The following is a 22,400-nucleotide window of genomic DNA, read 5'->3' on the forward strand; positions in this document are numbered from 1 at the left end:
TGCTGGGGCGTGAGCCGACTCTCAGTATATGTATCAAATAATTACAACAAGCAATGCTCGAGCGTATTGCTAATACTCTTTGAGTGCTAGAACAATCATCTAGACCAACACGTCGTGCAGTCACGTTGGTGCGGGTGCGACGCCGATAGTTGAATTTCCAGGTAAATGGCTATGAGTGCAATTCATGAGCAGGCAATGACTCACGTGTATCAACAGATACTGCAACGACTGTCAGGTTTTTATTCCCGGGCAGAACGTACCGCGTTGCAGCTTTTGATCCAGCGTTTAATTGTCGCCGCCGGAGGCATCGAGCGGATTGGCGATTATCGCGTGTTGACGGTCCTGAACGGGAGCCGGGAAAGCTTTTATGTGCTGACCGCCTTGCGGGCGGCACAGCTGAGTATCGCGGGGCGACATCCGGTGACCTTCACCTTGCGTGTCGCCACGCCACGCTTGAGCGAAACCACCCAGGCGACGCTGGAAAACATCCACCGCTGCTACAGCGCGCTGTTTGTCTACGATGATCCCCGGGTCGAATTGCTGATGGCGGATAATCGCGAGGTGTTGCCGTTCAATCACCGGCAGCCCTTGTCGGTGGCAGGGCACGAAGCCAATCGCATGGACCTGCTGGTGCTGGGACACCTTCGTGCGGTCGACAGCCCCTTGGAGATTGGGGATGACGGCTACCTGGCGATGGCCGAATTCTATCGGCATATGGCTCGCTGGGAGTCGGGCGTGGATTCGTTGGTCAGCAGCGATACACCGCGCCAGCAAAAACAATTCATATCGGGCCTTCGCCGCGCGACTCGCAAGATCGGCCTGCAGACCGAGCACGCCTGCGGTTTCGACAACCTCTTTGCCCACCTCGACACCCTGGGTGGTGATATCTACCGGCATTTCTATGGGCCGGATCGCCTCGATGCCTGGAGGCCCGAGGGGCACTTCGAGGCCTGCCGGCGAGTGGGCCACGTCGGCATCGACGACCTGATCGTCGTTCGTTCGGAGGGAACCAACTGGCCGCTCTTCAACGAGTTCCTGCGGGTGCAGACCGAGGGGCTTGTGCCGTCCGCGCCTGAAAATGAATACATCAGCCCGCTGCTGTCGGCCCATTTGCACGGTCTGCAGGCCTGCTACCTGCATGGCCGCAGCTATGAAACCGGCTATGGAGACTACGCGCAGCGAGCGATCATGATCATGCATCGCAAGCAACTGCCGGAACACGCCTGCGAACAGGCCCGGGCACTGTTCGGCTCACCGTCGTCGATTCCCGAGCGTCGTGCCTACGCCGCCCTTGAAGCGCAAAAGGTCCTGGGGCTCAGCGAAACGCAACTGGTGTGCATGCTGTTCGCGCCCTTCGTGGGGCAGGGGGCGGGCCTGGAGCATTTCCTGCGTTGCTGCCATCCCGGCATGCTGGTGGCGATGCCGGACCTGCACAAGGCCATGCAGGGCGCGACCGTCGTCGATCAGGTTGCGCAGTGGATGGTCGAGGTCAGCGGCCTGCCCATCGACATCCTTGGCAAGCTGTACCGGGCGAGCGTCTCACTGCCGGAACAACCGGACATTGCCCCGGGCGCCGATCTGCAGCAGACCATTGACGGCATCGACACTGCAGAAGCCGGGGCGCCTGTCGATGGGCTGCATGAACGCTCGGCAAGGCATTGAGGAACGAGGTTTGACGGAATCATCTACCTCGTCCCCAGTCCTTGTACCCGGCGTTGCGACTGGGTCGGCGGCGACCCGCTGTCCTGGCCTGAGCCGATGAAAGGTTGCCGGGAGACAGGCTTCGCCTACCAGGCGGTTTATCGCTACCTGACCACGCTGATCAACGAGCTGGAGGTTGATGCGCGGGTTCGCCTGCCGTCGCTGCGGCAACTGGCCGAGCGTCTGAACGTATCGATATCGACCATTCAGTACGCGTATTCGCTGCTGGAAAAGGAAGGGCGGGTCTATTCGATCGCCAAGTCCGGTTACTACGCGCTGCCAGTGCCCAGCATGGCCACCCTGGACGGCGGTGACGATTTGCTCGAGACCTTGTACGTCAATGCCCGACGACCAGGCATGCGGGTGTTCAGTGCGGACGAACCGGCATCGATGCAGCCATTGGACAGCCCGCTGTTGCTGCTCGAGCGCGAACTGCTGCGCCAGTACCCACGCTCCTCGCAGACACCCTCGCAACCCTGGGGTGAGCTGGAGCTGCGCACCGCGCTGGCTGCCCGCTACACGTCTTCGCCGGCCCGTTGCTGGAATGCCGATGACGTCTACATTGGCGCCGACCTGCGTGGCGTGCTGGAGATCCTGATCGCGGTGCTGGCACTGCGCGGTGCCGCCGTGCTGATCGAATCACCCTGCGATTGGGCAGTGTTGCGCCTGCTGCAGGCGGCGGAGGTCAACGTCATCGAGCTGCCACTGCTGACCAGCGGCGAGCTCAATGTCGAGCAACTGGAACAACTGCTGGTGAACGAAACTGTGCGCCTGGTGGTGTTGTCGTCGGTCTTGAACATGCCGAGGGGGACGCTCGTTCCTGAAGAGAACCGTCGTGCCATCGCGCATCTGCTGGAGCGGCACGGAACTTGGGTGCTGGAGAACGACAGCCATACGGACCTGGCGTTCGAGGCGAGGGGGACGCCTTTTCGAGACTTGCTCGACCCGGACCGGTTGATCGTCTATTCGACGTTCGAGAAAACCATCGGGCCGGAGGCGCCGTATGGCTACGTGTTGTCGCGCCAGTTGACCTTGCACCTGCAGCGACATTTCCTGCTGCGCGCGTTTTGCTTGTCGCCGATTCGCCAGAAAGCCATCGCCCGGCTGTACAGCAACGGTCGGATTGACCAGCATTTGCTGGTGTTGCGGCGCCTGCTGCGCGAAAGCGCGGTTTCGACGACGCAATTGCTGCGCGAGCGGCTAGGGGATAGCCTGCAATGGGCAGAACCTCAAGGTGGTGCGACGATCTGGATGCAATCGACGCGACGGGTCGACTTGCGGCGGGTTTTCCATCGGCTGCTTGCCCAGCGAATCGTCATCGCGCCAGGGGAGTTGTTCAGCCTCCAGGGCCTGTATGCACAACATATGCGCCTCACCCACGCCCTGAACGGGCCACAGGACATGGACGCTGCGCTCTGCGCGCTGGCCGATGCCTTGAGGCTCGAACAAGCGTAGTCGGCGCAATGGATCGAACCCATCGCGCCATGGTCGAACTGTCAGTAAACTGCACCCCATTTACCGAGCCACTCCACTCAGAGGTTTTGCATGACAGTCAGTCCATTTGCGGGCAAGCCGGCACCGGCAGAGTTGTTGATCGATATCCCGCGACTGGTGACGGCCTACTACACCGGCCGACCCGATGCCTCGGTTGCGACCCAGCGCGTGGCTTTTGGCACGTCCGGGCACCGTGGCAGCTCCTTCGACCTGGGCTTCAACGAGTGGCACGTGTTGGCCATCAGCCAGGCGATCTGTCTGTACCGCGAAGCCCAGGGCATCAACGGGCCGCTGTTCGTCGGTATCGACACCCACGCGCTATCGACCCCGGCGGGTGCCAGCGCGCTGGAAGTATTCGCGGCCAATGGCGTCACCGTAATGATCGCCGAAGGCGATGAATACACCCCGACACCGGCGGTTTCCCACGCCATTCTCTGCTACAACCGTGGCCGCACCTCGGGCCTGGCGGACGGTATCGTCATCACGCCGTCCCACAACCCACCGCAAAGTGGCGGTTACAAGTACAACCCTACCAACGGTGGTCCGGCCGATACCCATATCACCAAGTGGATCGAAGCCAAGGCCAACGAGCTGCTGGCCAACCAGCTCGCCGGCGTCAAGCGCGTCAGCTACGAGCAGGCCCTGAAAGCCGATACCACCCACCGTCACGACTATGTAAACACCTACGTGGCAGACCTGATCAACGTCATCGATTTCGATGCCATCCGTACCGCCGGGTTGCGTCTGGGCGTCGATCCGTTGGGCGGCGCGGGCGTGCGCTACTGGCCGGCCATTGCCGAGCATTACCGCCTGGACCTGGACGTGGTGAACACTCACGTGGATTCCACCTTCCGTTTCATGACCGTCGACTGGGACGGGCAGATCCGCATGGACCCGTCCTCCAGCCATGCGATGCAAGGGTTGATTGGCCTGAAGGAACGCTTCGACGTGGCCTTTGCCTGCGACCCGGACCATGACCGCCATGGCATCGTGACCCCATCCGGTGGCCTGTTGGCGCCGAACAACTACCTGGCGGTCTCCATCGACTACCTGTTCCAGAATCGCCCGCAATGGCGCGCCGATGCCGCCGTAGGCAAGACGGTGGTCAGCAGCGGCCTGATCGATCGCGTGGCCAAGCGCCTGGGGCGCCGCCTCTATGAAGTGCCGGTGGGCTTCAAGTGGTTTGCCGATGGCCTGTTCGATGGTTCCCTGGGCTTTGGGGGTGAAGAAAGTGCCGGTGCTTCGTTCCTGCGCAAGGATGGAGGCGTCTGGAGTACCGACAAGGACGGCCTGATCCCGGCGCTGTTGGCAGCTGAAATGACCGCGCGCACCGGTCGCGACCCGAGCCAGGCCTACCGCGCGTTGACTGACGAGCTGGGCGAACCATTCTCGGTACGCGTCGATGCCAAGGCCAGCCCCCAACAGAAGGCGCTGTTGAGCAAGCTGTCGCCCGATCAGGTGGCCTCCACCGAACTGGCCGGGGAGAAGATCCAGAATATCCTCAGTCATGCGCCGGGCAATGACCAGGCCATTGGCGGCCTGAAGGTCATGACCGAAAACGGCTGGTTTGCGGCACGCCCGTCCGGGACCGAGGATATCTACAAGATCTACGCCGAAAGCTTCCTTGGCGACGCGCACCTCAAGCAATTGGTGGCTGAAGCGCAAACGTTGGTGGATGGGGCTATCACCAGCAAGTGATACATCTGATGTGAGCTTTGTGGCGAGGGAGCTTGCTCCCGCTGGGCTGCGCAGCAGCCCCCTCAAGCTCACTCAATCGACCTGATCCACCGCGTCGCCGGGTTCTAGGGCCGCTGCGCAACCGAGCGGGAGCAAGCTCCCTCGCCACAAGAGCAGCAGTGACGCGATGCAGGGTTTAGGCGAGGTCAACGAGCACGATTTCGCTGTCTTCGATCGCGGTCACCCGCAATATCCGTTCATCTTCAATCGCAACACCGTCTCGAGCTTGTGCACGCAAGCCGTTGATTTCTATCAATCCTGTGGCCGGCACAAGATAAGCTCGACGTGCGGCGTCCAGCCGATACTCCGCACTTTCACCCGCCTTGAGATTGGCCGCTACCAGTCGTGCGTCGGCGCGAATGCGCAGGCTCTGGTCATCGCCGGCCTTGCCACTGGCCAACGTCACGAAGCCTTCGCGCGAGTCCTTGGGAAACGGCTTGGCGCCCCATGACGGTGCCAGGCCTTCTTCGTTGGGGATGATCCATATCTGGAAGATGCGGGTGGCCGTCGACTCCAGGTTGTATTCGCTATGGGCAATGCCGGTGCCGGCGCTCATGACCTGTACATCACCGGCCTGCGTACGGCCTTTGTTACCCAGATTGTCCTGGTGGCTGATCGCGCCTTCGCGCACATAGGTGATGATTTCCATGTCCCGGTGCGGGTGTTGGGGAAAACCGCTGCCGGGGGCGATGACATCATCGTTCCAGACGCGCAGGTTGCCCCAATGCATGCGTTGCGGGTCGTAATACTCGGCGAACGAAAAATGGTGGTGGGCATCCAACCAGCCGTGGTTGGCGGCGCCCAAGGTGGCGAAGGGCCTGAGTTCGAGCATGTTCGTATCCTTTTCGCTGGGAGCGAAAGCGATGGTTGATGGCGCTATTCTCGCGAAGGAAATCATCGACAAAAAGCGTAAAAAACGCGTCAAACCTATCGACTAACCAGATATGAATTCGTGAGCCAACTTTCACTTCATCGCCTAAACCCATGACTTAAAAGCTTTTGGGTGGAACCTGGCGGTAAATCCAGACACCATAGCTGTCATGGTTCATGAACACCGGAGTCCCCAGCGTGGCGCAACACACTCCCGATCTTCCCCCCGAGCTTCTATCCCTGGCCCAGATGCCGCTGTTCAAGCGCCTGGCCGCCCGATTCTTCGGCCATGGCCTGACACGCCTGCGAGCCCAACATCGTGCCTCCTGGTTGCATGGCCAGGCCGACGGTTTCCGCAGCGGTCATACCGCTGGTTTTGACTATGGATACAAGGAAGGCCGGGCCGAAGGGCTGGAGGAAGGCCGCCAGGTCCTGTTGATCCGTGATTCGCGCAGCACGGAGCATCCGGCACCGCAGGTCGATGATCTGCTGTTCGATGACTGGCGCCTGCCGCTGACCGCTGAGTTGAAGAAACGCATCAAGGCAGATGTCGCCCGATTGCTGCCGGTCCATGCACAACCGAGTGCTGCGCAATGGAAGATGATTTTCAGCGACACGCCCTCGACCTCGGTGGTCGCCGGGGCCGGGGCGGGGAAGTCCACCACCCTGGTGCTGCGCATTGTGCTGTTGTCCCATTACCTGGGTTTCGAATTGGACTCGATGACCGTGGTGACGTTTACCCGGGAATCGCGCAAGGATTTCATCCAGAAACTGATCGAAGTGTTTGCCCTGTGGGGACGTACCGTCAGCCTCAAGGAAGCTCGGGACTTGGTGCGGACATTCCATTCGCGAATCTTGCCCATGGTCCGCAGCTTGCCCGGGTTTGAACGGCTCCAGGCGTTCGAGACCCTGAGCCATCGCGCCGAAGCGGGTGACGATGATGCCCAGGGCAATCCTTTTGATTTGCGCATCAATGACGCCCAGCGCCAGCAACTCAACGCCTGTTATTACAACCTTTACCAGCGTGACCCGCGTTTCCGTGAGTTGATCCTGCCGTTGTCCCGCCACGCGCTGCAGCTCAAGGAACTGGAGCGCGATCACCCGGATGTACAAAAGCGGGTCGCCGTGACCGCGCTGGCAGCCCAGCGCGATGAAGAATTGTGCGATGCCGTCGAAGACCTGTGGTTGCGCGCCGGTGCCTGGCCGATCAAGGGTATCGAGCCGAAACGACAAACGTTCGAGATCAATGGGGCGACGTTCCACTGCCATGGTTACGCGCCTTCCCTGGATGCCTGGGTAATATTGGGGTTCGATCCACGGGAAGACGCCCGGCTCAGTCGTCCGGGCGCCAAGTTGAGCATCCGCGCGGAATGGGCGGTCAAGCGCACTCTGTTTCAAGCTTTCTGTCGTAAGCCACTGATATGGCTTGAAAGTTATGAGGCGTCAAAACGTGTATTAGCATCAATGGCCGGCGATGCCAGTGCCGGGCCAGGGTTCGATTACAAGGTCAAGGGCGAGTTGGGTTCGGCACCGTTGCTGGACTGCTTTGTCGCGGCGGCAGGCTTTATCGAGAACCTGGGCCTGGACGTCCCGGATGCCGTGGGTCGGATGTCCTTTGCCCAGGATGACCCTGATCGGTATTTCTTTGAGGCGCTGAGTCGCTACTGGCGGGCATTCGAAGACCATCTGCTCGACCAATCGCCGCCGGTCATGACCTACAACCGCATGTTTGCGCTGTTCAGCGAACACTCGCCGGAAAACTTCAAATTGCTGGGGGATGCGTTGCTCAGGCCGCTTTCGCACCTGATGATCGACGAATTCCAGGACGTGTCGCCGCAGATCGTCTCCTGGCTGCGAGCCAGTCTTCGGGAAATACGCAGTCGTGGCCCCGCGATGCACGTGGGGCGCGGTGCCCAGCGCTCTTCCTTGTTGTGTGTCGGGGACGATTGGCAGTCGATCTATGGCTGGCGCGGCAGTTCACCGAGTTATTTCATGGCATTCAACCAGCAATTCCCGTCGCCGACGACCACCCGCGTCATGCTCACTGACAACTATCGCAGCCACCAACACATCATCGATGCGGCCGAGCATATTGTTCGCGCCGCTGCGGCTATCCCAGGCAAGAAGGCCAAGGCCAGTGGCGTGTCTTGCTCGCTGAGCCCGGTCAATGTGTTGGATCGAGACGATGAAGGGCTGGCGCGGCGACTGGATGAGCACTACCGCAAGGGCGATTCGATCTTGATGCTGTATCGAAAAAGCAGCGATAAGCTATTGATAGAAAAGTATATTCAGTCAACAGTTAATGTGGATTCTAGCTTGCCGTGGGAGGCGAGGCGGCTCAGGCAGATGACTTACCACAGTGCCAAGGGGCTCCAGGCTGATGCGGTGTTCCTGCTGGGCGACTGTCAGCACCTGAGCAGTTCACCCTACAAGAACCAGGTCTACCGAATGGCCGGTCTAGGCAAGGACGGTGATGCCGAACCTTACGACTCGGCGCAAAAGGACGAAATCCTGCGCCTGGCGTATGTGGGCATCACGCGTGCGGTGCAGCACTGTTACTGGTACGTCGATGGCCAGGACGGCCAGGCGGCCAATGGGCCCAAGGCTTCGGATCGTATTGCCGGGGACAAGCCCTTTTTTGCTGACCATCGCCGGAGCGTGGCAAATGGCCGGCAAAAAGCCTGAAGCATGATGGCACCTTTGGATAAATGATCTACACCTATGGCAAGGGATTGCATTGCCAAGGTCGGCATGCGGTTGATCGATCGATCACCGCGCGAAATCTTCGCCACGCTCCCTCGATATCGTTCCCACCCGGCTGCCAGAGCCAGGCCTGACTGTGTCCGCTTGGCGGGCGCCAAGGAGGTGCGTCACATCGCTGAGCGTGGACCGTGAACAGGTCTGGCATCGTGCCAACGCCTGATAACAGAAGGAGGCCCTGCGCATCGCTCAACCCTTCGACGGGACGGCAGGCGCCTCCCGATAAGGAGATATCGATGAAGCATTTCCAAGGAAAGATCGCTGCACTACTGGCCCTGACCGGCACGTTGTCCATGGCTGGCGCCCAGGCCGGGACGTTCCCTGATTACGGCTTCGCGCCACCCAAAAGTTCGTACCCCTCCGCATTTTTCCGGCTCAGTCAGGACTACCCCACCGTGGCGCCGGGCCCGTCTTCGATACCGTCGTTTTTCAAGCACCTGCCCGCCAATTTCAGCAATGATTTTGAAAGCTGGCGCACCTACATGAACGAGGTAAAGAACTACTGCCTGGAGGGCAATACGGAAGTCGGCTGGAACGTGCAGAAAAACAAGGTTCGTCAGTGGTATCACATGCCTTGGCAACACTATGGCCCCAACGGTCGTGAAGCTATTCACGGGCTGACCAAAGAGGCGCCGATCCAGCCCAAACAGTTGGCGAGTACCCAAACCGGGAATGGCCAGACCTATGCGGTCGGCATCTATAACGATATAGGGGCGTACACCATCGGCCAGGTTTGGAAGGATCCGCAGAACCCTGATCCGAGCTATACCTCGCAACCAAAGGGATTTCCCAATGGCACAGTGGTGTGCAAGGCGTTGTTCGCAGACATCGATATCAATACGGTCCCCTCGCTGGTCAATCCGGTACTTTGGAGTGCCTACACCGCCAAGGACTTCTACTCAACCAAACGCGCCATCACCAAAGTCGCGTTGATTCAGATGGACATCGCCGTCCGGGACACGCGCGTCAAAGATACCGGCTGGTTGTTCGGCACCTTTCAGTACAACGGTGCGATGACCGGTAAATCGGGCTGGGACAACCTGGTGCCGGTGGGAATCATGTGGGGGAACGATCCGAAGGAGAACGGCAACGCGTTCACCAACCCGACGCCGACTGAAACCAAGATCAACCCGACGTTGAAGCAGACCGCGATCAATGCCAATACCAAGGAGCTGCCACCGACCCACCTTGGCTGGAACGGCCGCCTCAACGGCCCCGTGGACAATCCTCAGGCCTCTTGCCTGAGTTGCCATATGACCGCCGAGTACCAGCAATTGGCGCCAATGAATCCGACCTTCCAAGCCAACCCGCCACCGGTGGGAGGCGAGGAATGGATGAAATGGTTCCAGAACATCCCGGCTGGACAGCCGTTTTCGCCGGGCACCCGCAGCACGGACTACAGCCTGCAATTGTCCGGCGCCCTGGCGAACTTCTATGAATGGAAATGCAACCACAGCGGAATCTATGCCGACGGCAAGAATGCTTGCGCCAAAGTCCAGCCCCTTAACCTGATGAAGGCGAGCAATGCGCCTGAACAAGAGGTGTTTAAAGTACAGCGCAGCCCTGAACTGGAAGAGCTCAAGTAGCGTGCCCCCGGCCTCGGACAAGCGCCGAGGCCGGACTTCCTGTGGGGGCGAGCTTGCTCGCGAAAAGGCCGGCACATCCAGCTTCGGTGTGACTGACCCGCCGTCATCGCGAGCAAGCCCGCTCCCACCGGGCAATGCGTTCGCTCAAACCAGGCAGGCACCTAAGCCATCGGCGGCAACCGCCGCTTGACGGGCGTCTTCTTGACGATGGCCGTATTGGTCTCGGCGTGGATATTGAGTTTGTCCAGCAAGGTATCCAGCTGTTCCATCGAGCGCACGTGCAGGCGGGCGATGAAGCAGTCGTCGCCGGTCACCTTGTCGCATTCGGTGAATTCAGCGATGGCCTGGATCTGCCGCTCCACTTCCTGCAACTGTCCCGGCAGCGGGCGGATACGCACGATGGCCTGGAGTTGATAGCCGAAGCACTTGGGGTCGACTTCGACGGTGTAGCCCCTGAGCACACCACGTTCTTCGAGCCGGCGAAGGCGCTCGGCGACACTGGGGGAGGACAGGCCACTGAGGTTTGCCAGGGCCTTGAGGGAACGTCGGGAATCTTCCATCAGGGCACTGATGAGGATCTGGTCAATATCGTCAGTCATTTCAACTCCATTAGGTGAATGTGTGAAGTTGCCTTGATAAAAAAGGTCGAATCGCAGTTTAGCCTTTTTCAAGCCATGGAGAAGCCCCCCGACGGCTCGGCATACTGTGCCCACTTGCTGAAGGAGCCTGAAGATGGACAAGACCTTACGCCGCGGTTCGCTGGAAATGACTGCCGCCATGCTGATCTCCGGAACCATTGGTTGGTTCGTGCTGGTTTCCGGCCTGCCGGTGCTGGATGTGGTGTTCTGGCGCTGCGTGTTCGGCGCCGTGACCTTGCTGCTGATCTGCGCCGGTTTCGGCTTTTTGCGCCCCGGCATCCTCACCCGTACCACTTTCCTGCTGGCGGTACTCAGCGGTGTGGCGATCGTCGGCAACTGGGTATTGTTGTTTGCCTCCTATTCCCGCGCCTCGATTGCCATCGGCACGGCGGTGTACAACGTCCAGCCGTTCATGTTGGTGGGGTTGGCGGCGCTGTTTCTGGGGGAAAAAATCACCGCGCAGAAACTGTTCTGGCTGGCGGTGTCGTTTCTCGGAATGCTGGCCATCGTCAGTGCCCATGGCGAGCAAGGGCAGGGTGGCGATGATTATCTGCTGGGCATTGCCTTGGCGCTGGGGGCTGCGTTGCTGTACGCCATCGCGGCGTTGATCATCAAGCGTCTGACCGGCACGCCGCCGCATCTGATCGCGCTGATCCAGGTTAGCACCGGCGTGTTGCTGTTGGCGCCCTGGGCGAACTTCTCGGCGTTGCCGCAGCAAACCGAAGCCTGGGCCAGCCTGCTGACCCTGGGCATGGTGCACACTGGCGTGATGTATGTGTTGCTGTACAGCGCCATACAACGCTTGCCGACCGCTTTGACCGGTGCGCTGTCGTTCATCTACCCGATCGCAGCGATCTTCGTCGACTGGTTCGCCTTTGGCCATCGCCTGGAGCCGCTGCAATGGTTGGGCGTGGCGGCGATCCTGCTGGCGGCTGCCGGCATGCAACAGGGCTGGGGCATCAAGTCGCGGCGCCCAGTCCTGTCGTAGCCCACCGTTCGGGCGTGGATCAGAAGATGTAGTCAGTGGTCAGGAAGTTGGAATCGCGCTCACGGATGATGTCGCTGATCAACGCCTTGTTGTTCTCCTGGAACTTGGTTGCCACCAGCGTGCGGATGGAAAAGGTGCGCAGTGCATCGTGGACCGACAAGGTACCCTCGGCCGAATTCTTCCGGCCATTGAACGGGAACGTGTCCGGGCCACGTTGGCACTGGGCGTTGATGTTGATGCGTCCGACCTGGTTGGCGAAGGTGTCCACCAGCTTGCCGACTTGTGCCGGGTTGGTGCCGAAAATGCTGAGCTGCTGGCCGAAGTCGGATTCCAGTACGTAATCGATGACGGTATTGAGGTCGCGGTACGGCACGATGGGCACGACCGGACCGAACTGTTCCTCATGGTAGACCCGCATCGCGGTGTTCACTGGGTACAGCACCGCGGGGTAGAAAAACGAGCTTCGCGATTCGCCGCCATGGGCATTCTTCACTTCTGCACCTTTGGCGAGTGCATCGGCGACCAGCGAATGCAAGTAATCGACTTTGCTCGCTTCGGGCAGCGGCGTCAGCGCCACACCGTCCTCCCAGGGCATGCCAGGTTTCAGGGTGGCGAGCCTGGCGTTGAACTTCTCGATGAACGCCGGCGCCACATCCTCATGGACAAACAGAATTTTCAGCGCCGTGCAGCGCTGGCCGTTGAATGACAGCGAGCCGGTCAGCGCCTCGTTGACCGCGTTGTCCAGGTCGACGTCCGGCAGCACCAGGCCGGGGTTCTTCGCATCCAGCCCCAGGGCGGCGCGCAAGCGGTGTGGCCGTGGGTGGAGCTTCTTCAGGTCACTGGCGGCCTTGTTGGTGCCGATAAAGGCGAAGATGTCGATCTTGCCGCTGGCCATCAGCGCGCTGACCGTTTCGCGGCCGCTGCCGTAGATCACGTTGATCACGCCCGCCGGGAAGCTGTCGCGGAAGGCTTCCAGCAACGGCCGCACCAGCAGGACGCCGAGCTTGGCCGGCTTGAACACCACGGTGTTGCCCATGATCAAGGCCGGGATCAGCGTGGTGAAGGTTTCGTTCAGCGGGTAGTTGTAGGGGCCCATGCACAAGGCCACGCCCAGGGGCACGCGTCGGATCTGCCCGAGGGTGTCCTGTTCCAGCTCGAAGCGGCTGGAGCGCCGGTCCAACTCCTTGAGGGCGTCGATGGTGTCGACGATGTAGTCGCAGGTGCGGTCGAACTCCTTCTGGGAGTCCTTGAGGTTCTTGCCGATTTCCCACATCAGCAACTTGACCACGGCCTCGCGTTGCTCGCGCATGCGTGCCAGGAAGGTTTCCACATGGCGGATGCGCTCGGCAACGCGCATCGTCGGCCACTGGCCCTGGCCGCGATCGTAAGCCCGCACGGCAGCGTCCAGGGCGGTGAGGGCGGTCTCGGCATCCAGCAGCGGCGTGCTGCCGAGAATCACTTGTTCATCACCCAGCTCACCCGTCAGGTAAACGGGGCTGCGGACGACGGCCAGTGGCCCTTGCCAGGTTTCCAGGACGCCGTCGACCAGGTATTCACGCTGTTCGATCCGGCCTTCGAGGCGGTAGGCCGGCGGGATGTCGGTGGCGCTGGGAAAAAGGTTGGCGAGGAAGGGGACGGTGGTCATGTCGTTACTCCATCAATGAAATGAGCCAGGGCAGACGGCTTGCAGGTATAAATCGCTTTTAGCGTTATACGCCTTAATGGAGGTGTTTTTTAAGTGGCGGCAGTTTGCTTGTGCCGGACTTATGCAGGAGCCGCCTCGCTTCGCTCGACAGCTCCCACAGGCCCAGCCTTGGAAAGCGGTGGGCGTTATCAACGACTCACCAGCGCATCCGCACGCCCATGCTGGTAATGATGCCATTGAGGTCGTTGTCGTCGACGTCACTGCTGTAATCGGCACTGACATACAGGCTGACCGCCGGCGTGACCCGGGCGACCAGGCCCAGGCCGACTTCGACGGTAGAGGATTTTCGGCTGCTGCTGATCTTGTCGACCTTATCCAGGGACACCGTGCCGGCGCCCTGGACGGTGTGCCACAGGTTGGTTCGCAGGTAAGGCTCCACACCGAGGCCGTTGACCTGGTAGTTACCCTTGAGGCGTGCGCCAACGCGGCCGCTCCAACTGCTCAGTTCATCGCCGGTGCCGCTCTCGGCATTCGGCGTATCGAGGGTGATGCGCTGGTTGATCAGTTGCGCCTGGGGTTCGACCACCCAGTGGGTGCTGATGCCAATAGGGAAGCCACCTTCGACCGACAGCGTCACCGCATGGCCTTCGGTGGCCTGGCGCTGGCCTTGTTCGGTGCGGCTGTAGCCATTGATCCGGCCGCCGCTGGCGCTCAGGTCGACGTGCCAGCCCGCGGGGCCGGTCAGGCTCCAGTAGGCGCCGAGGCTCGAACCTTTCAGGTTGACGGCATCTTTGTCCGGGTCGGCCAGCGCGGGCATCACCAGCAGGCCGCCGCCGGTTGAAGTGATCTGCTGTTGCCCAGTGATCAGTCCCATGCGCTGGGTATGACCGTCGCCGTTTCGCACTGTGAACAGGGCGGGGCTTTTGCCGGAAGCAGGCTCACTTCCAACCAGTGCGGTATCGAGGTGGGTGGATGATGTTCGGTCGTACCAGGGCTGCACGGTCTCCTCGGCAGGCCAGGCCTGGACCTCCATGGATGAAAGCAGCAGCAACGATGTCGAGACGGTATGGAAAGTGGTGGTGAGCGCTTGTGGACGGAGGGAAGTTTTCATGGGGGCCTGCCTTGCAATCGCATGCGTTTCTCGCTTTTTGGCGTCTCTCCTACCCCGAATGAGGGGCGACCGAATGGATTGAGGCAAGCCTCTGGCGGCCCGTGTTGGCGGGTTCCAGAGGCCTGCCCCTGACTGTATTTCCGGGGGTAGTACGGTGTAGTCAAGAAGACCGATGGCGGCGCGTCAAGAAAATGAACGATGAATGGCAAAATGAAATCAGCGCTAATAAAGCGCTGATTTCAATTGGTTATTGTGGTGGGTATTCGGGCGTCAAACCTCTGTCGTAGACCCTGTCTACCAGCTGATTCGTAAACCGACGTTGCCCATGACACTGTGTTGCTGGTTGCTGTCGAGGTTTTGGCTATAGTTCGCGCCGGCGTACATGGCGACGCTGGGCGCCAGGCTCACGGTGACGCCAATCCCGAGGTCGCCGGTGGAGGCGCGCTGTTGGGTCTCGACCCGTTCGGTGTCGTCGAATATCACTGAGTCGGTGCCGGAAAACGTATGCCAGAGGTTGGCGCGCAGGTACGGTTCCACGGGCATGCCGCTGACCTGGTAGCGGCCCTTGAGGCGCGCACCGAGCCGGCCGGTCCAGGCACCGTCGGAATCGAATTCGACCTTGGAGACCCCATCGTTTTGCGTATCCAGGGAGACCTTTTGGTAGATGATCTGGGCCTGGGGTTCAAAGTCCCAGTCAGCGGTCACCTTGAAGGGGTAGCCGGTCTCCGCCGAAGCGGTCAAGGCGTGCCCGCGATTGTCGATTTTCAGGCCGCGTTCGGACCGGTTGTCGCCGTTCAATCGCGTGCCCATCACCACGGTGTCGACGTAGCCGCCGTTGGGGTCGGTGAGCGTCCAGTAGAGCCCGTAGCTGTCGCCGTCGAGTTCTATCTTGCCGGCGTGTCGGCCTTCGAAACCCAGGTTGAAGCCTTTGACATTGCCGTTCAATTCCGTGTGCCCGACGAAGAAGCCAATGCGCTGGGTCTGGCCGCCGGACAGAAGCGAACTGTATAGGTCGTTGCCCACCTGGAACCCTTTGATCGACCCATCGAACTGCGGCGTCACCGTACCGGCCCAGGTTTTATCCAGGTCTACGCCATAGACCCGACCCCAACCCGCGCCGAACGCGCCGGTTTCCGTGAGCAGGCGCTGGTCACCCTGGCGGTCATGGAACGTACCGAGGGCCATCAACGTCAATTGCGCCGCCGCCGGAGGCAGCACCGACCAGGTCGGCACTTCCGGACGATACAACGGGATGGGGGCCGCGCCGGGCACTGCGGTTGGCAACGGCGGTAGCGTCGGGACGGGGGGCGCGCCCGGTGCGGGGGGCGCCGTCGGGATGGGCGCCGCTACCGGTCCGGCGACCACGGTGGAGCGCAGGTACCAGTTGTTTTGATTACCCGTCACGCCGCCTTTGAACAGGCGGTAATCGAACGCGCCGGCCGAGACGGACTGCGCCAGAGAAAAGGCATCGATGTTACTGACCGCGCCGCCCTGGGCCTGGACCACTTCGATGCCATCCTGAGTCGTCAGTGCGCCCGTGCCGCCCAGGTTCGTGACTGTGATGGCGGTATTGCCAGTGAGCGTCCCGCCGTTGACCACCAGCTTGTCGCTGGCGGAGCCATCGGCGCCGATTGCCGTTTGCACGTGCAACTGGCCGTTGTCGCCGACGTAGTTACCCTGGACGGTGAGGGTATCGATGGTGCGGGTGTTGCCCTGGGTAAGGTCTATCGTGCCGGCATTGTTGAGCGTCGCCAGTTGACCGGCAGTAAAAGGGGCGACAACGCCTTGGGTCGCCGTCAGCGTGCTGCCGCTCTCGATGTTGAGCGTCCCTGTGCCGGTGGCGCTGTCACCCAACGTCAGCGTGTCATTAAGGTCCAGTTGCGAGCCTTGGGTGAGGTTGACCGTTTCCCAATTGAGGTAACGGGCGCCGGTGCTGGAGGTGCTGCCTTCAAAGGTCAGGACGTCTTGGCCCAATCCGCCATTCACGCTGGGGGTGATGCTCAGCCCGGTCTCATCGAGGTTGCTCAACAGCGCCGTGTCGCTGCCGTCACCCATCAAAATAGCCGAGTGAATGAGGCCACCGCTCCACTGCAACTGGTCATCGCCGGCACTGGCCCGGACCTCGCCGAGGATTTCGCCGCCGCTGACGGTAATGCTGTCGTTGCCGCCGCTGACGCTGACATTGCCGCCGATGCGTCCGGCGGAGAGGCTGATGGTGTCCTGGCCGAAACCGGTCACCAGGTTGCCAATGATCTGCCCGCCTGACATATCGAAAACGTTGTCATCGAGCTTCATGTCGACCCGGCCGATCGTGCCGCCGGTCATCTGCGCAACGTCGCCGTCTTCGAACGCGTCGACGATGGTGCCGCCGGTCATCAAGAACGTATCGAGACCGTCACCTTGTGCCAGGGACAGGATCCTGCCGCCATTCATGATGAAGTCGTCCACGCCGGAGCCTTGCTGGACATCACCGTCAATCAAGCCGTTGGCATTGATCACGATGCGGTCGACGCCGGCACCGAATGTGACGTCGCCGCTAATGACACCACTGCCGTTGGCGGGCATGGTCAGGCTGTTGTTACCCGAAAGGTCCGTCAGCCCGGGGCTGGTGCCGCTGTCGCAGACATAAGCGTCATCGCCTGCGGTTGGCGTCAGCGTGCAAGCGGCCATGGTGGCCGGGACGGGTAACAGGAAGGGGGCTGATATCCACACAGCGTTGAACAGCCGATTGAATCCTCTATCGTGCCGAATCATGTGCTATCCCTCTGCGTCGGCATCTCGTAAATGCCGGTTTCAGCATCGGTTGCACTACAGATGGCACACAGGGCCTGGCAACGCTCGCTGTATGGGATGGCACCCTAGCAATGAAAAACCAGCGTCGCTACTGTCAGAACTTACAGGTCCACGGGCAGGAAGAGCAGAAAAGGCCCGCTCTACAAATTAATCCCGTTCACTTAAGGCCATCGACAAACCCGTGGCGAGGGAGCTTGGTCCCGCTGGGCTGCGATGCGGCCCCTAAACCTGCCAAATGCGCAGCATCAGACACACCGCACCCGCCGGTTTACGACTGCTTCGCAGCCGAGCGGGACCAAGCTCCCTCGCCACAGGTCCATCATTTTCTTAAGTGAACAGCATTACGCTCTACAAATGCACTTCCACCGAAAGCGGCAGGTGATCGCTCAGGTGCGTCCACGGTTTGTTGCCCAGGATTTGCGGGGCATGGCTGCTGGCGTTGCGCAGATAAATACGGTCCAGGCGCAACAGCGGGAAGCGGGCTGGATAGGTCCTGGCGGGGCGACCATGGTGGTGCTCGAAGGCTTCATGCAGATAGCCACGGCGGGCGAGGGCGAGGTTGCCACGCAGCTGCCAGTCGTTGAAGTCGCCGGCAATGATCACCGGGGCGTCCTCGGGCAGCGAATCGAGCAGTTGGCAGAGCAGTTTGAGCTGCAATTGGCGATGGCTTTCCAGAAGACTCAAGTGCACGCAGATCCCATGGACAGCGGCGTGCCCGGGCACATCCAGCACACAGTGCAACAACCCGCGCCGCTCCGGGCCGGTGATGGACACATCGAGATTGCGAAACTGGCGGATCGGGTATTTGGAGAGCAGGGCGTTGCCATGGTGGCCATCGGGGTAGACGGCATTGCGGCCGTAGGCGAAGTCGCTCCACATGCTGTCGGCGAGGAATTCGTACTGGGATGTCTGGGGCCAGTTGTCGTAGCGTGACGCGTGTCGGTCATGTTCGCCCAGCACCTCTTGCAGGAACACCAGGTCGGCGCCGGTACTGCGCACCGCTTCGCGCAATTCGGGCAGGATGAAGCGACGGTTGAGGGCGGTGAAACCCTTGTGGGTATTGACCGTCAGGATCCGCAGCCGATGAACCGCCGCAGGCAGCTCCGATGGCATTGGTTCGACGGCCCGCCAATCGGGATCTTGAGTCACGTTCCCTCCTGAATCAGACGTACCTGTTCATGCGACTGACCCAAGGCGTCGGCAGTTCCGGATTTTTCGTGTCCTTGCCGCGCCGAGCGCTATCGCGAGCAAGCTCGCGAAAGCGGTGTATCCGAACCACCACCATCACGAACAAGCCCAGTTCCTACAGGCACGTGTTCAGATGAAGACAATCTCATACGGCATACCCATCCGATCCAGGATAACCCGGGGCACCAGCGGGGCGATGCCGCTCGCCGGTTCGCCGTTGAGTTGGCTGACGTAAGCGTACATGGCGTGACGCTTGCGGGCGGTAGTCCAGACATCCAGGCGCAGTTTGCGGGCCCGGTGCCAGGGGATCTTGTTTTGCTCACGGACCGGCCAGTGCCAGGCCCACACCGGCAGTTCGTTGAACGCCACCCCGATCCTGTCGGCGGCCAGGGCCCCGGCGCGCCCGACGGTCTCGTGGTCGCTGTCGCCATCCTGGCGCCAGGTGCTGAACACCACGTCACCGGGGCGCAGGTGACGCGCGATGAAGTCGGTGAGCTCGGCCTCGTGTTCGGCCAAGGCCTTTTCCGGGAAACCACCGCGTACCCATTGCAGGCCATGGGCGGCTATGCCCAGGCGATGCAGGGCGTCCACGCTTTCCTGCGGGTGAGGGCGGTGTGTACGCAGGCGCTCATCGGTCCACAACGGTGAACCGGGATGGATCAGGGCTCCATCGGAGACCGAGATCAGCAACATGGGTTGATCAAGATTGTTCAGCAACTGCAGCAATCCGCCACAGGCGCCGATCTCATCGCCTGGATGCGGGGAGAGGACGACCGCGCGGGCGCCGGCGGGAATGAGCGTCTGGGTACTGATAATCGGGATATCGGCCAGTTGCGCAGCGCTGTTCCAGATTTGCGGATGCTGCCGGCCGGGCAAGCGAGAGGCGGGTTTCATGAGAGACATCCTTGTGTGTATTCAATCTTTCAGCCATCTACCGGGCCTACTGTCCGATGACGCCCGCGTGGGTATGGCTGCGATTCACAGCGCTCCGAATCCTGGAGACTACCGCATGTGAAGTATTGACCATGTCGGCCGATTCGTCTTGCGAGATGTGTGTCTGAACTGCACTTTTTTCTTAAAACTGGGCTGTGTGCAGCGAAAAACCGCGTCCTTGCGGTCTCTCTGGCGGTTTACAACCGGTACTTCATTCCTCTTCTTCGCGTTGCAGCTCAAACAGCAGCAGCGAGCGCCCGGTGACGGAATATTCGGAATCGAAATCGAAGCGCTCTTGTCCTCGAACGGTCGGCTGGTTGGTGTCGACCATGCAGGTCCAGAAACTGCCCTCGGGGACTTCCGGCAAGCGGAAGTTGACGATGTCATGGTGGGCGTTGACCACCAGTAGCAGCGTTGCATCGCCGGCCTTGCGTCGAATGCCGGTCTCCTGGGCGCGGCCGTCCATCAGCATGCCGAGGCAGCGACCATGGCTGTCCTGCCATTGCTCAATGGTCATTTCGCTGCCGTCCGGGGCCAGCCAGGTCACGTCCTTGACGCCGATGTCCTCGTTGTAGTTACCCACCAGGAACCGCCCGCGTCGCAGGATCGGATAGGCCAGGCGCAACTTGATCAGGCGCTTGACGAACTTGAGCAGCGTCGCGCCATCCTCGCTCAGGTCCCAATTGATCCAACCGATCTCGCTGTCCTGGCAATAGGCGTTGTTATTGCCGTGCTGGGTACGGGCGAATTCGTCGCCGGCGACGATCATCGGCGTACCTTGAGCCAGCAGCAGGGTGGCGAAGAAGTTGCGCATCTGCCGATGACGCAGCGCGTTGATCTCTGGATCGTCCGTCGGCCCTTCGACGCCATGGTTCCAGGACAGGTTGTTATTGCTGCCATCCTGGTTGTTCTCGTCGTTGGCCTCGTTGTGCTTGTCGTTGTACGACACCAGGTCATGCAAGGTGAAACCGTCATGGGCGGTGACGAAGTTCACCGAGGCGTACGGACGCCGACCACGCTGGTTGAACATCTCGCCCGAGGCCGTCATTCGGCTGGCGAAATCGGCAAGCTGGCCGTCGTCGCCCTTCCAGAAGGCCCGCACCGTGTCGCGGAACTTGTCGTTCCACTCGACCCAGCCCGGCGGGAAGCGTCCCACCTGGTAGCCCCCGGGGCCGCAGTCCCAAGGCTCGGCGATCATTTTCACCTGGCGCAGCACCGGGTCCTGGCGGCAGGCCACAAGGAAGCTGTGGCGCTCGTCGAAGCCGTCATGGTAGCGGCCCAGAATGGTCGCCAGGTCGAAGCGGAAGCCATCGACGTGCATCTCCGTGGCCCAATAGCGCAGGGAGTCGGTGACCATTTGCAGAACGCAAGGATGGCTCAGGTCCAGGGTATTACCGGTGCCGGAATCGTTGATGTAGTAGCGTTTGTCGTCGGGCATCAGCCGGTAGTACGAGGCGTTATCGATGCCGCGCATGGACAGGGTGGGCCCCTGTTCGTTGCCTTCGGCGGTGTGGTTGTAGACCACGTCGAGGATGACTTCCAGGTTGGCCTCGTGCAGGTGGGCGACCATCTCCTTGAACTCGGCGATCTTGCCGCTGGCCAGGTAACGTGGGTCCGGGGCAAAGAAGGCGATGCTGTTGTAACCCCAGTAGTTGGTCATGCCTTTGTGCAGCAGGTGCTGGTCATTGACGAAGGCATGGATGGGCAGCAGTTCCACCGAAGAGACACCCAGCTTGCGGATATGCTCCAGCACATCATCGACCATCAGCCCGGCGAACGTACCACGCAGGTTCTCGGGCACCGAAGGGTGACGCATGGTGAGGCCGCGCACGTGGGTCTCATACAGGATGGTCTTGTCCCAGGGGACGCTGACGCGATGGTCGTGGCCCCAGGTATGCGCAGGGTCGATGACTTTGCACTTGGGGACGAACGGGGCGCTGTCGCGCTCATCGAAACTGAGGTCGCCATCGGGATGGCCGATGGTGTAGCCGAAGAGGGCTTCCGACCACTTCAACTGGCCGACCAGTTGCTTGGCATACGGGTCGATCAGCAACTTGTTGGGGTTGAAACGGTGGCCGTTCGCCGGGTCGTATGGGCCGTAGACCCGGTAGCCATAGATCAAGCCCGGGTGGGCATCCGGCAAATAACCGTGGTAAATCTCGTCGGTGTACTCCGGCAGCTCGATGCGTTCGAGTTCGACTTCGCCGGCATCGTCGAAAATGCACAGTTCGACCTTGGTGGCATTGGCTGAAAACAGCGCGAAATTGACCCCGAGGCCATCCCAGGTTGCACCCAGTGGAAAAGGCAGCCCTTCACGAATCCGCGAAGCCTCGATCACGGGCGGCGGCGTGTTTTTTTTTGGACGGGTCATAGTTGCTCCTGCAAAAGACAGACAGATTCAGCGATGCGATTCACTTGGGGTGGGTGGTTCCACCCTTCACCTGTGACGAGGGGATTTGTCCCCGCTATGTGGGACAAAAGTTGTTTCTCTGTGGGAGCAAGGCTTGCCCGCGATGAAGCGATGTGCGCCTGCTGAAATCGAGGCGCCTGTTTCGCGAGCAGGCGTTGCTCCCATCTGACGAGGAGACCGATAGGATCAATCAAACAGCCGGCGGCTTGCGCGGTGCCCGGGGCTTCTTGTCCGCTGTTTTGTTGGCGGGTGGCACTACTGCTGCAGTCGCTGCGGAGGGTTTGGCCGCAGGCTTGGCCTTGGGCGACGTGTTTTTTGCGGCAGTCTTGGCCGTGGCGCTCTTGGCGGCAGCAGGCTTGGCGCCATCGGTTTTGCTGGCCGCTGGTTTGCTCGCCGCCTTGGGTGGCTTGCTCGGCGCCAGCGCTTCGGCTTCGGCCAGTTTGCGCGCCATCTCCCAGTGGCGTTTCTCCTGCCCGGCGGGCTTACCCTCGGACTCCCAGATCTGATAGGCGAATTCGCGAATGCGTTTATCGTCGGTACTCATCG

The 22,400-nt window shown here is 61.0% G+C and carries 15 protein-coding genes; 6 read left to right on the forward strand and 9 right to left on the reverse strand.

The window, feature by feature from the left end; translation table 11 throughout:
* Positions 1–171: 171 nt before the first annotated feature.
* The 3 genes from TK06_RS05340 (at position 172) to pgm (ending at position 4,893) form a co-directional block, all read left to right on the forward strand.
* Positions 172–1,662, forward strand: coding sequence for a hypothetical protein (locus tag TK06_RS05340; protein ID WP_063321154.1), 1,491 nt, complete (start codon positions 172–174; stop codon positions 1,660–1,662).
* A gap of 96 nt (positions 1,663–1,758) precedes the next feature.
* Positions 1,759–3,156, forward strand: coding sequence for a PLP-dependent aminotransferase family protein (locus tag TK06_RS05345; protein WP_063321155.1), 1,398 nt, complete (start codon positions 1,759–1,761; stop codon positions 3,154–3,156).
* A gap of 90 nt (positions 3,157–3,246) precedes the next feature.
* The gene (gene pgm / locus TK06_RS05350; RefSeq protein ID WP_063321156.1) at positions 3,247–4,893 is read left to right on the forward strand and encodes a phosphoglucomutase (alpha-D-glucose-1,6-bisphosphate-dependent); all 1,647 of its coding nucleotides are present in this window, start codon (positions 3,247–3,249) and stop codon (positions 4,891–4,893) included.
* Between the two features lie 175 nt (positions 4,894–5,068).
* On the opposite strand, the gene TK06_RS05355 is transcribed toward pgm, so the two are convergent.
* On the reverse strand, positions 5,069–5,764 hold the full coding sequence (locus tag TK06_RS05355) for a pirin family protein (RefSeq protein ID WP_063321157.1): 696 nt from the start codon (positions 5,762–5,764) through the stop codon (positions 5,069–5,071).
* Between the two features lie 236 nt (positions 5,765–6,000).
* Between TK06_RS05355 and TK06_RS05360 the strand changes: the two genes are divergently transcribed.
* Positions 6,001–8,487, forward strand: a complete 2,487-nt coding sequence (locus TK06_RS05360) for a UvrD-helicase domain-containing protein (RefSeq protein WP_063321158.1) — start codon at positions 6,001–6,003, stop codon at positions 8,485–8,487.
* A 311-nt stretch (positions 8,488–8,798) separates the two neighbouring features.
* Positions 8,799–10,148: a hypothetical protein gene (locus TK06_RS05365; RefSeq protein WP_063321159.1), complete on the forward strand. Its 1,350-nt coding sequence runs from the start codon at positions 8,799–8,801 to the stop codon at positions 10,146–10,148.
* A 161-nt stretch (positions 10,149–10,309) separates the two neighbouring features.
* On the opposite strand, the gene TK06_RS05370 is transcribed toward TK06_RS05365, so the two are convergent.
* Complete coding sequence (locus tag TK06_RS05370; protein ID WP_063321160.1) at positions 10,310–10,747, reverse strand: Lrp/AsnC family transcriptional regulator; 438 nt, start codon at positions 10,745–10,747, stop codon at positions 10,310–10,312.
* 133 nt (positions 10,748–10,880) lie between these two features.
* Here TK06_RS05370 and TK06_RS05375 point away from each other — a divergent pair, with 133 nt between their 5' ends.
* Positions 10,881–11,774 (forward strand): DMT family transporter, encoded by an 894-nt coding sequence (locus TK06_RS05375; protein ID WP_063321161.1) that lies wholly within the window; start codon positions 10,881–10,883, stop codon positions 11,772–11,774.
* 19 nt (positions 11,775–11,793) lie between these two features.
* On the opposite strand, the gene TK06_RS05380 is transcribed toward TK06_RS05375, so the two are convergent.
* From TK06_RS05380 to TK06_RS05410, 7 genes are all read right to left on the reverse strand, one after another.
* Positions 11,794–13,419: an NADP-dependent glyceraldehyde-3-phosphate dehydrogenase gene (locus TK06_RS05380; RefSeq protein ID WP_063321162.1), complete on the reverse strand. Its 1,626-nt coding sequence runs from the start codon at positions 13,417–13,419 to the stop codon at positions 11,794–11,796.
* A gap of 196 nt (positions 13,420–13,615) precedes the next feature.
* A complete protein-coding gene (locus TK06_RS05385; RefSeq protein WP_063321163.1) occupies positions 13,616–14,530 on the reverse strand; it encodes an autotransporter domain-containing protein in 915 nt (304 codons plus the stop codon).
* A gap of 294 nt (positions 14,531–14,824) precedes the next feature.
* Positions 14,825–17,284, reverse strand: a complete 2,460-nt coding sequence (locus TK06_RS05390) for an autotransporter outer membrane beta-barrel domain-containing protein (RefSeq protein WP_063321164.1) — start codon at positions 17,282–17,284, stop codon at positions 14,825–14,827.
* 387 nt (positions 17,285–17,671) lie between these two features.
* Positions 17,672–18,436, reverse strand: a complete 765-nt coding sequence (locus tag TK06_RS05395) for an endonuclease/exonuclease/phosphatase family protein (RefSeq protein WP_219737683.1) — start codon at positions 18,434–18,436, stop codon at positions 17,672–17,674.
* 204 nt (positions 18,437–18,640) lie between these two features.
* Positions 18,641–19,405, reverse strand: a complete 765-nt coding sequence (locus TK06_RS05400; protein WP_063321166.1) for a PIG-L deacetylase family protein — start codon at positions 19,403–19,405, stop codon at positions 18,641–18,643.
* Positions 19,406–19,655: 250 nt separating this feature from the next.
* Positions 19,656–21,815: a glycogen debranching protein GlgX gene (glgX, locus tag TK06_RS05405; RefSeq protein ID WP_063321167.1), complete on the reverse strand. Its 2,160-nt coding sequence runs from the start codon at positions 21,813–21,815 to the stop codon at positions 19,656–19,658.
* A 229-nt stretch (positions 21,816–22,044) separates the two neighbouring features.
* Positions 22,045–22,398 (reverse strand): DUF2934 domain-containing protein, encoded by a 354-nt coding sequence (locus TK06_RS05410; RefSeq protein ID WP_063321168.1) that lies wholly within the window; start codon positions 22,396–22,398, stop codon positions 22,045–22,047.
* Positions 22,399–22,400 lie beyond the last annotated feature (2 nt).

This window comes from Pseudomonas fluorescens, assembly GCF_001623525.1.
In the GTDB taxonomy this organism is placed as follows: Bacteria; Pseudomonadota; Gammaproteobacteria; order Pseudomonadales; family Pseudomonadaceae; genus Aquipseudomonas; species Aquipseudomonas fluorescens_Q.

Excerpts from the sequence above, each read along its gene's own strand:
- TK06_RS05340 (WP_063321154.1), top strand. The coding sequence starts at position 172 with ATGAGTGCAATTCATGAGCAGGCAATGACTCACGTGTATCAACAGATA.
- TK06_RS05345 (WP_063321155.1), top strand. The coding sequence starts at position 1,759 with ATGAAAGGTTGCCGGGAGACAGGCTTCGCCTACCAGGCGGTTTATCGC.
- pgm (WP_063321156.1), top strand. The coding sequence starts at position 3,247 with ATGACAGTCAGTCCATTTGCGGGCAAGCCGGCACCGGCAGAGTTGTTG.
- TK06_RS05355 (WP_063321157.1), bottom strand. The coding sequence starts at position 5,764 with ATGCTCGAACTCAGGCCCTTCGCCACCTTGGGCGCCGCCAACCACGGC.
- TK06_RS05365 (WP_063321159.1), top strand. The coding sequence starts at position 8,799 with ATGAAGCATTTCCAAGGAAAGATCGCTGCACTACTGGCCCTGACCGGC.
- TK06_RS05370 (WP_063321160.1), bottom strand. The coding sequence starts at position 10,747 with ATGACTGACGATATTGACCAGATCCTCATCAGTGCCCTGATGGAAGAT.
- TK06_RS05375 (WP_063321161.1), top strand. The coding sequence starts at position 10,881 with ATGGACAAGACCTTACGCCGCGGTTCGCTGGAAATGACTGCCGCCATG.
- TK06_RS05380 (WP_063321162.1), bottom strand. The coding sequence starts at position 13,419 with ATGACCACCGTCCCCTTCCTCGCCAACCTTTTTCCCAGCGCCACCGAC.
- TK06_RS05385 (WP_063321163.1), bottom strand. The coding sequence starts at position 14,530 with ATGAAAACTTCCCTCCGTCCACAAGCGCTCACCACCACTTTCCATACC.
- TK06_RS05390 (WP_063321164.1), bottom strand. The coding sequence starts at position 17,284 with ATGATTCGGCACGATAGAGGATTCAATCGGCTGTTCAACGCTGTGTGG.
- TK06_RS05395 (WP_219737683.1), bottom strand. The coding sequence starts at position 18,436 with ATGCCATCGGAGCTGCCTGCGGCGGTTCATCGGCTGCGGATCCTGACG.
- TK06_RS05400 (WP_063321166.1), bottom strand. The coding sequence starts at position 19,405 with ATGAAACCCGCCTCTCGCTTGCCCGGCCGGCAGCATCCGCAAATCTGG.
- glgX (WP_063321167.1), bottom strand. The coding sequence starts at position 21,815 with ATGACCCGTCCAAAAAAAAACACGCCGCCGCCCGTGATCGAGGCTTCG.
- TK06_RS05410 (WP_063321168.1), bottom strand. The coding sequence starts at position 22,398 with ATGAGTACCGACGATAAACGCATTCGCGAATTCGCCTATCAGATCTGG.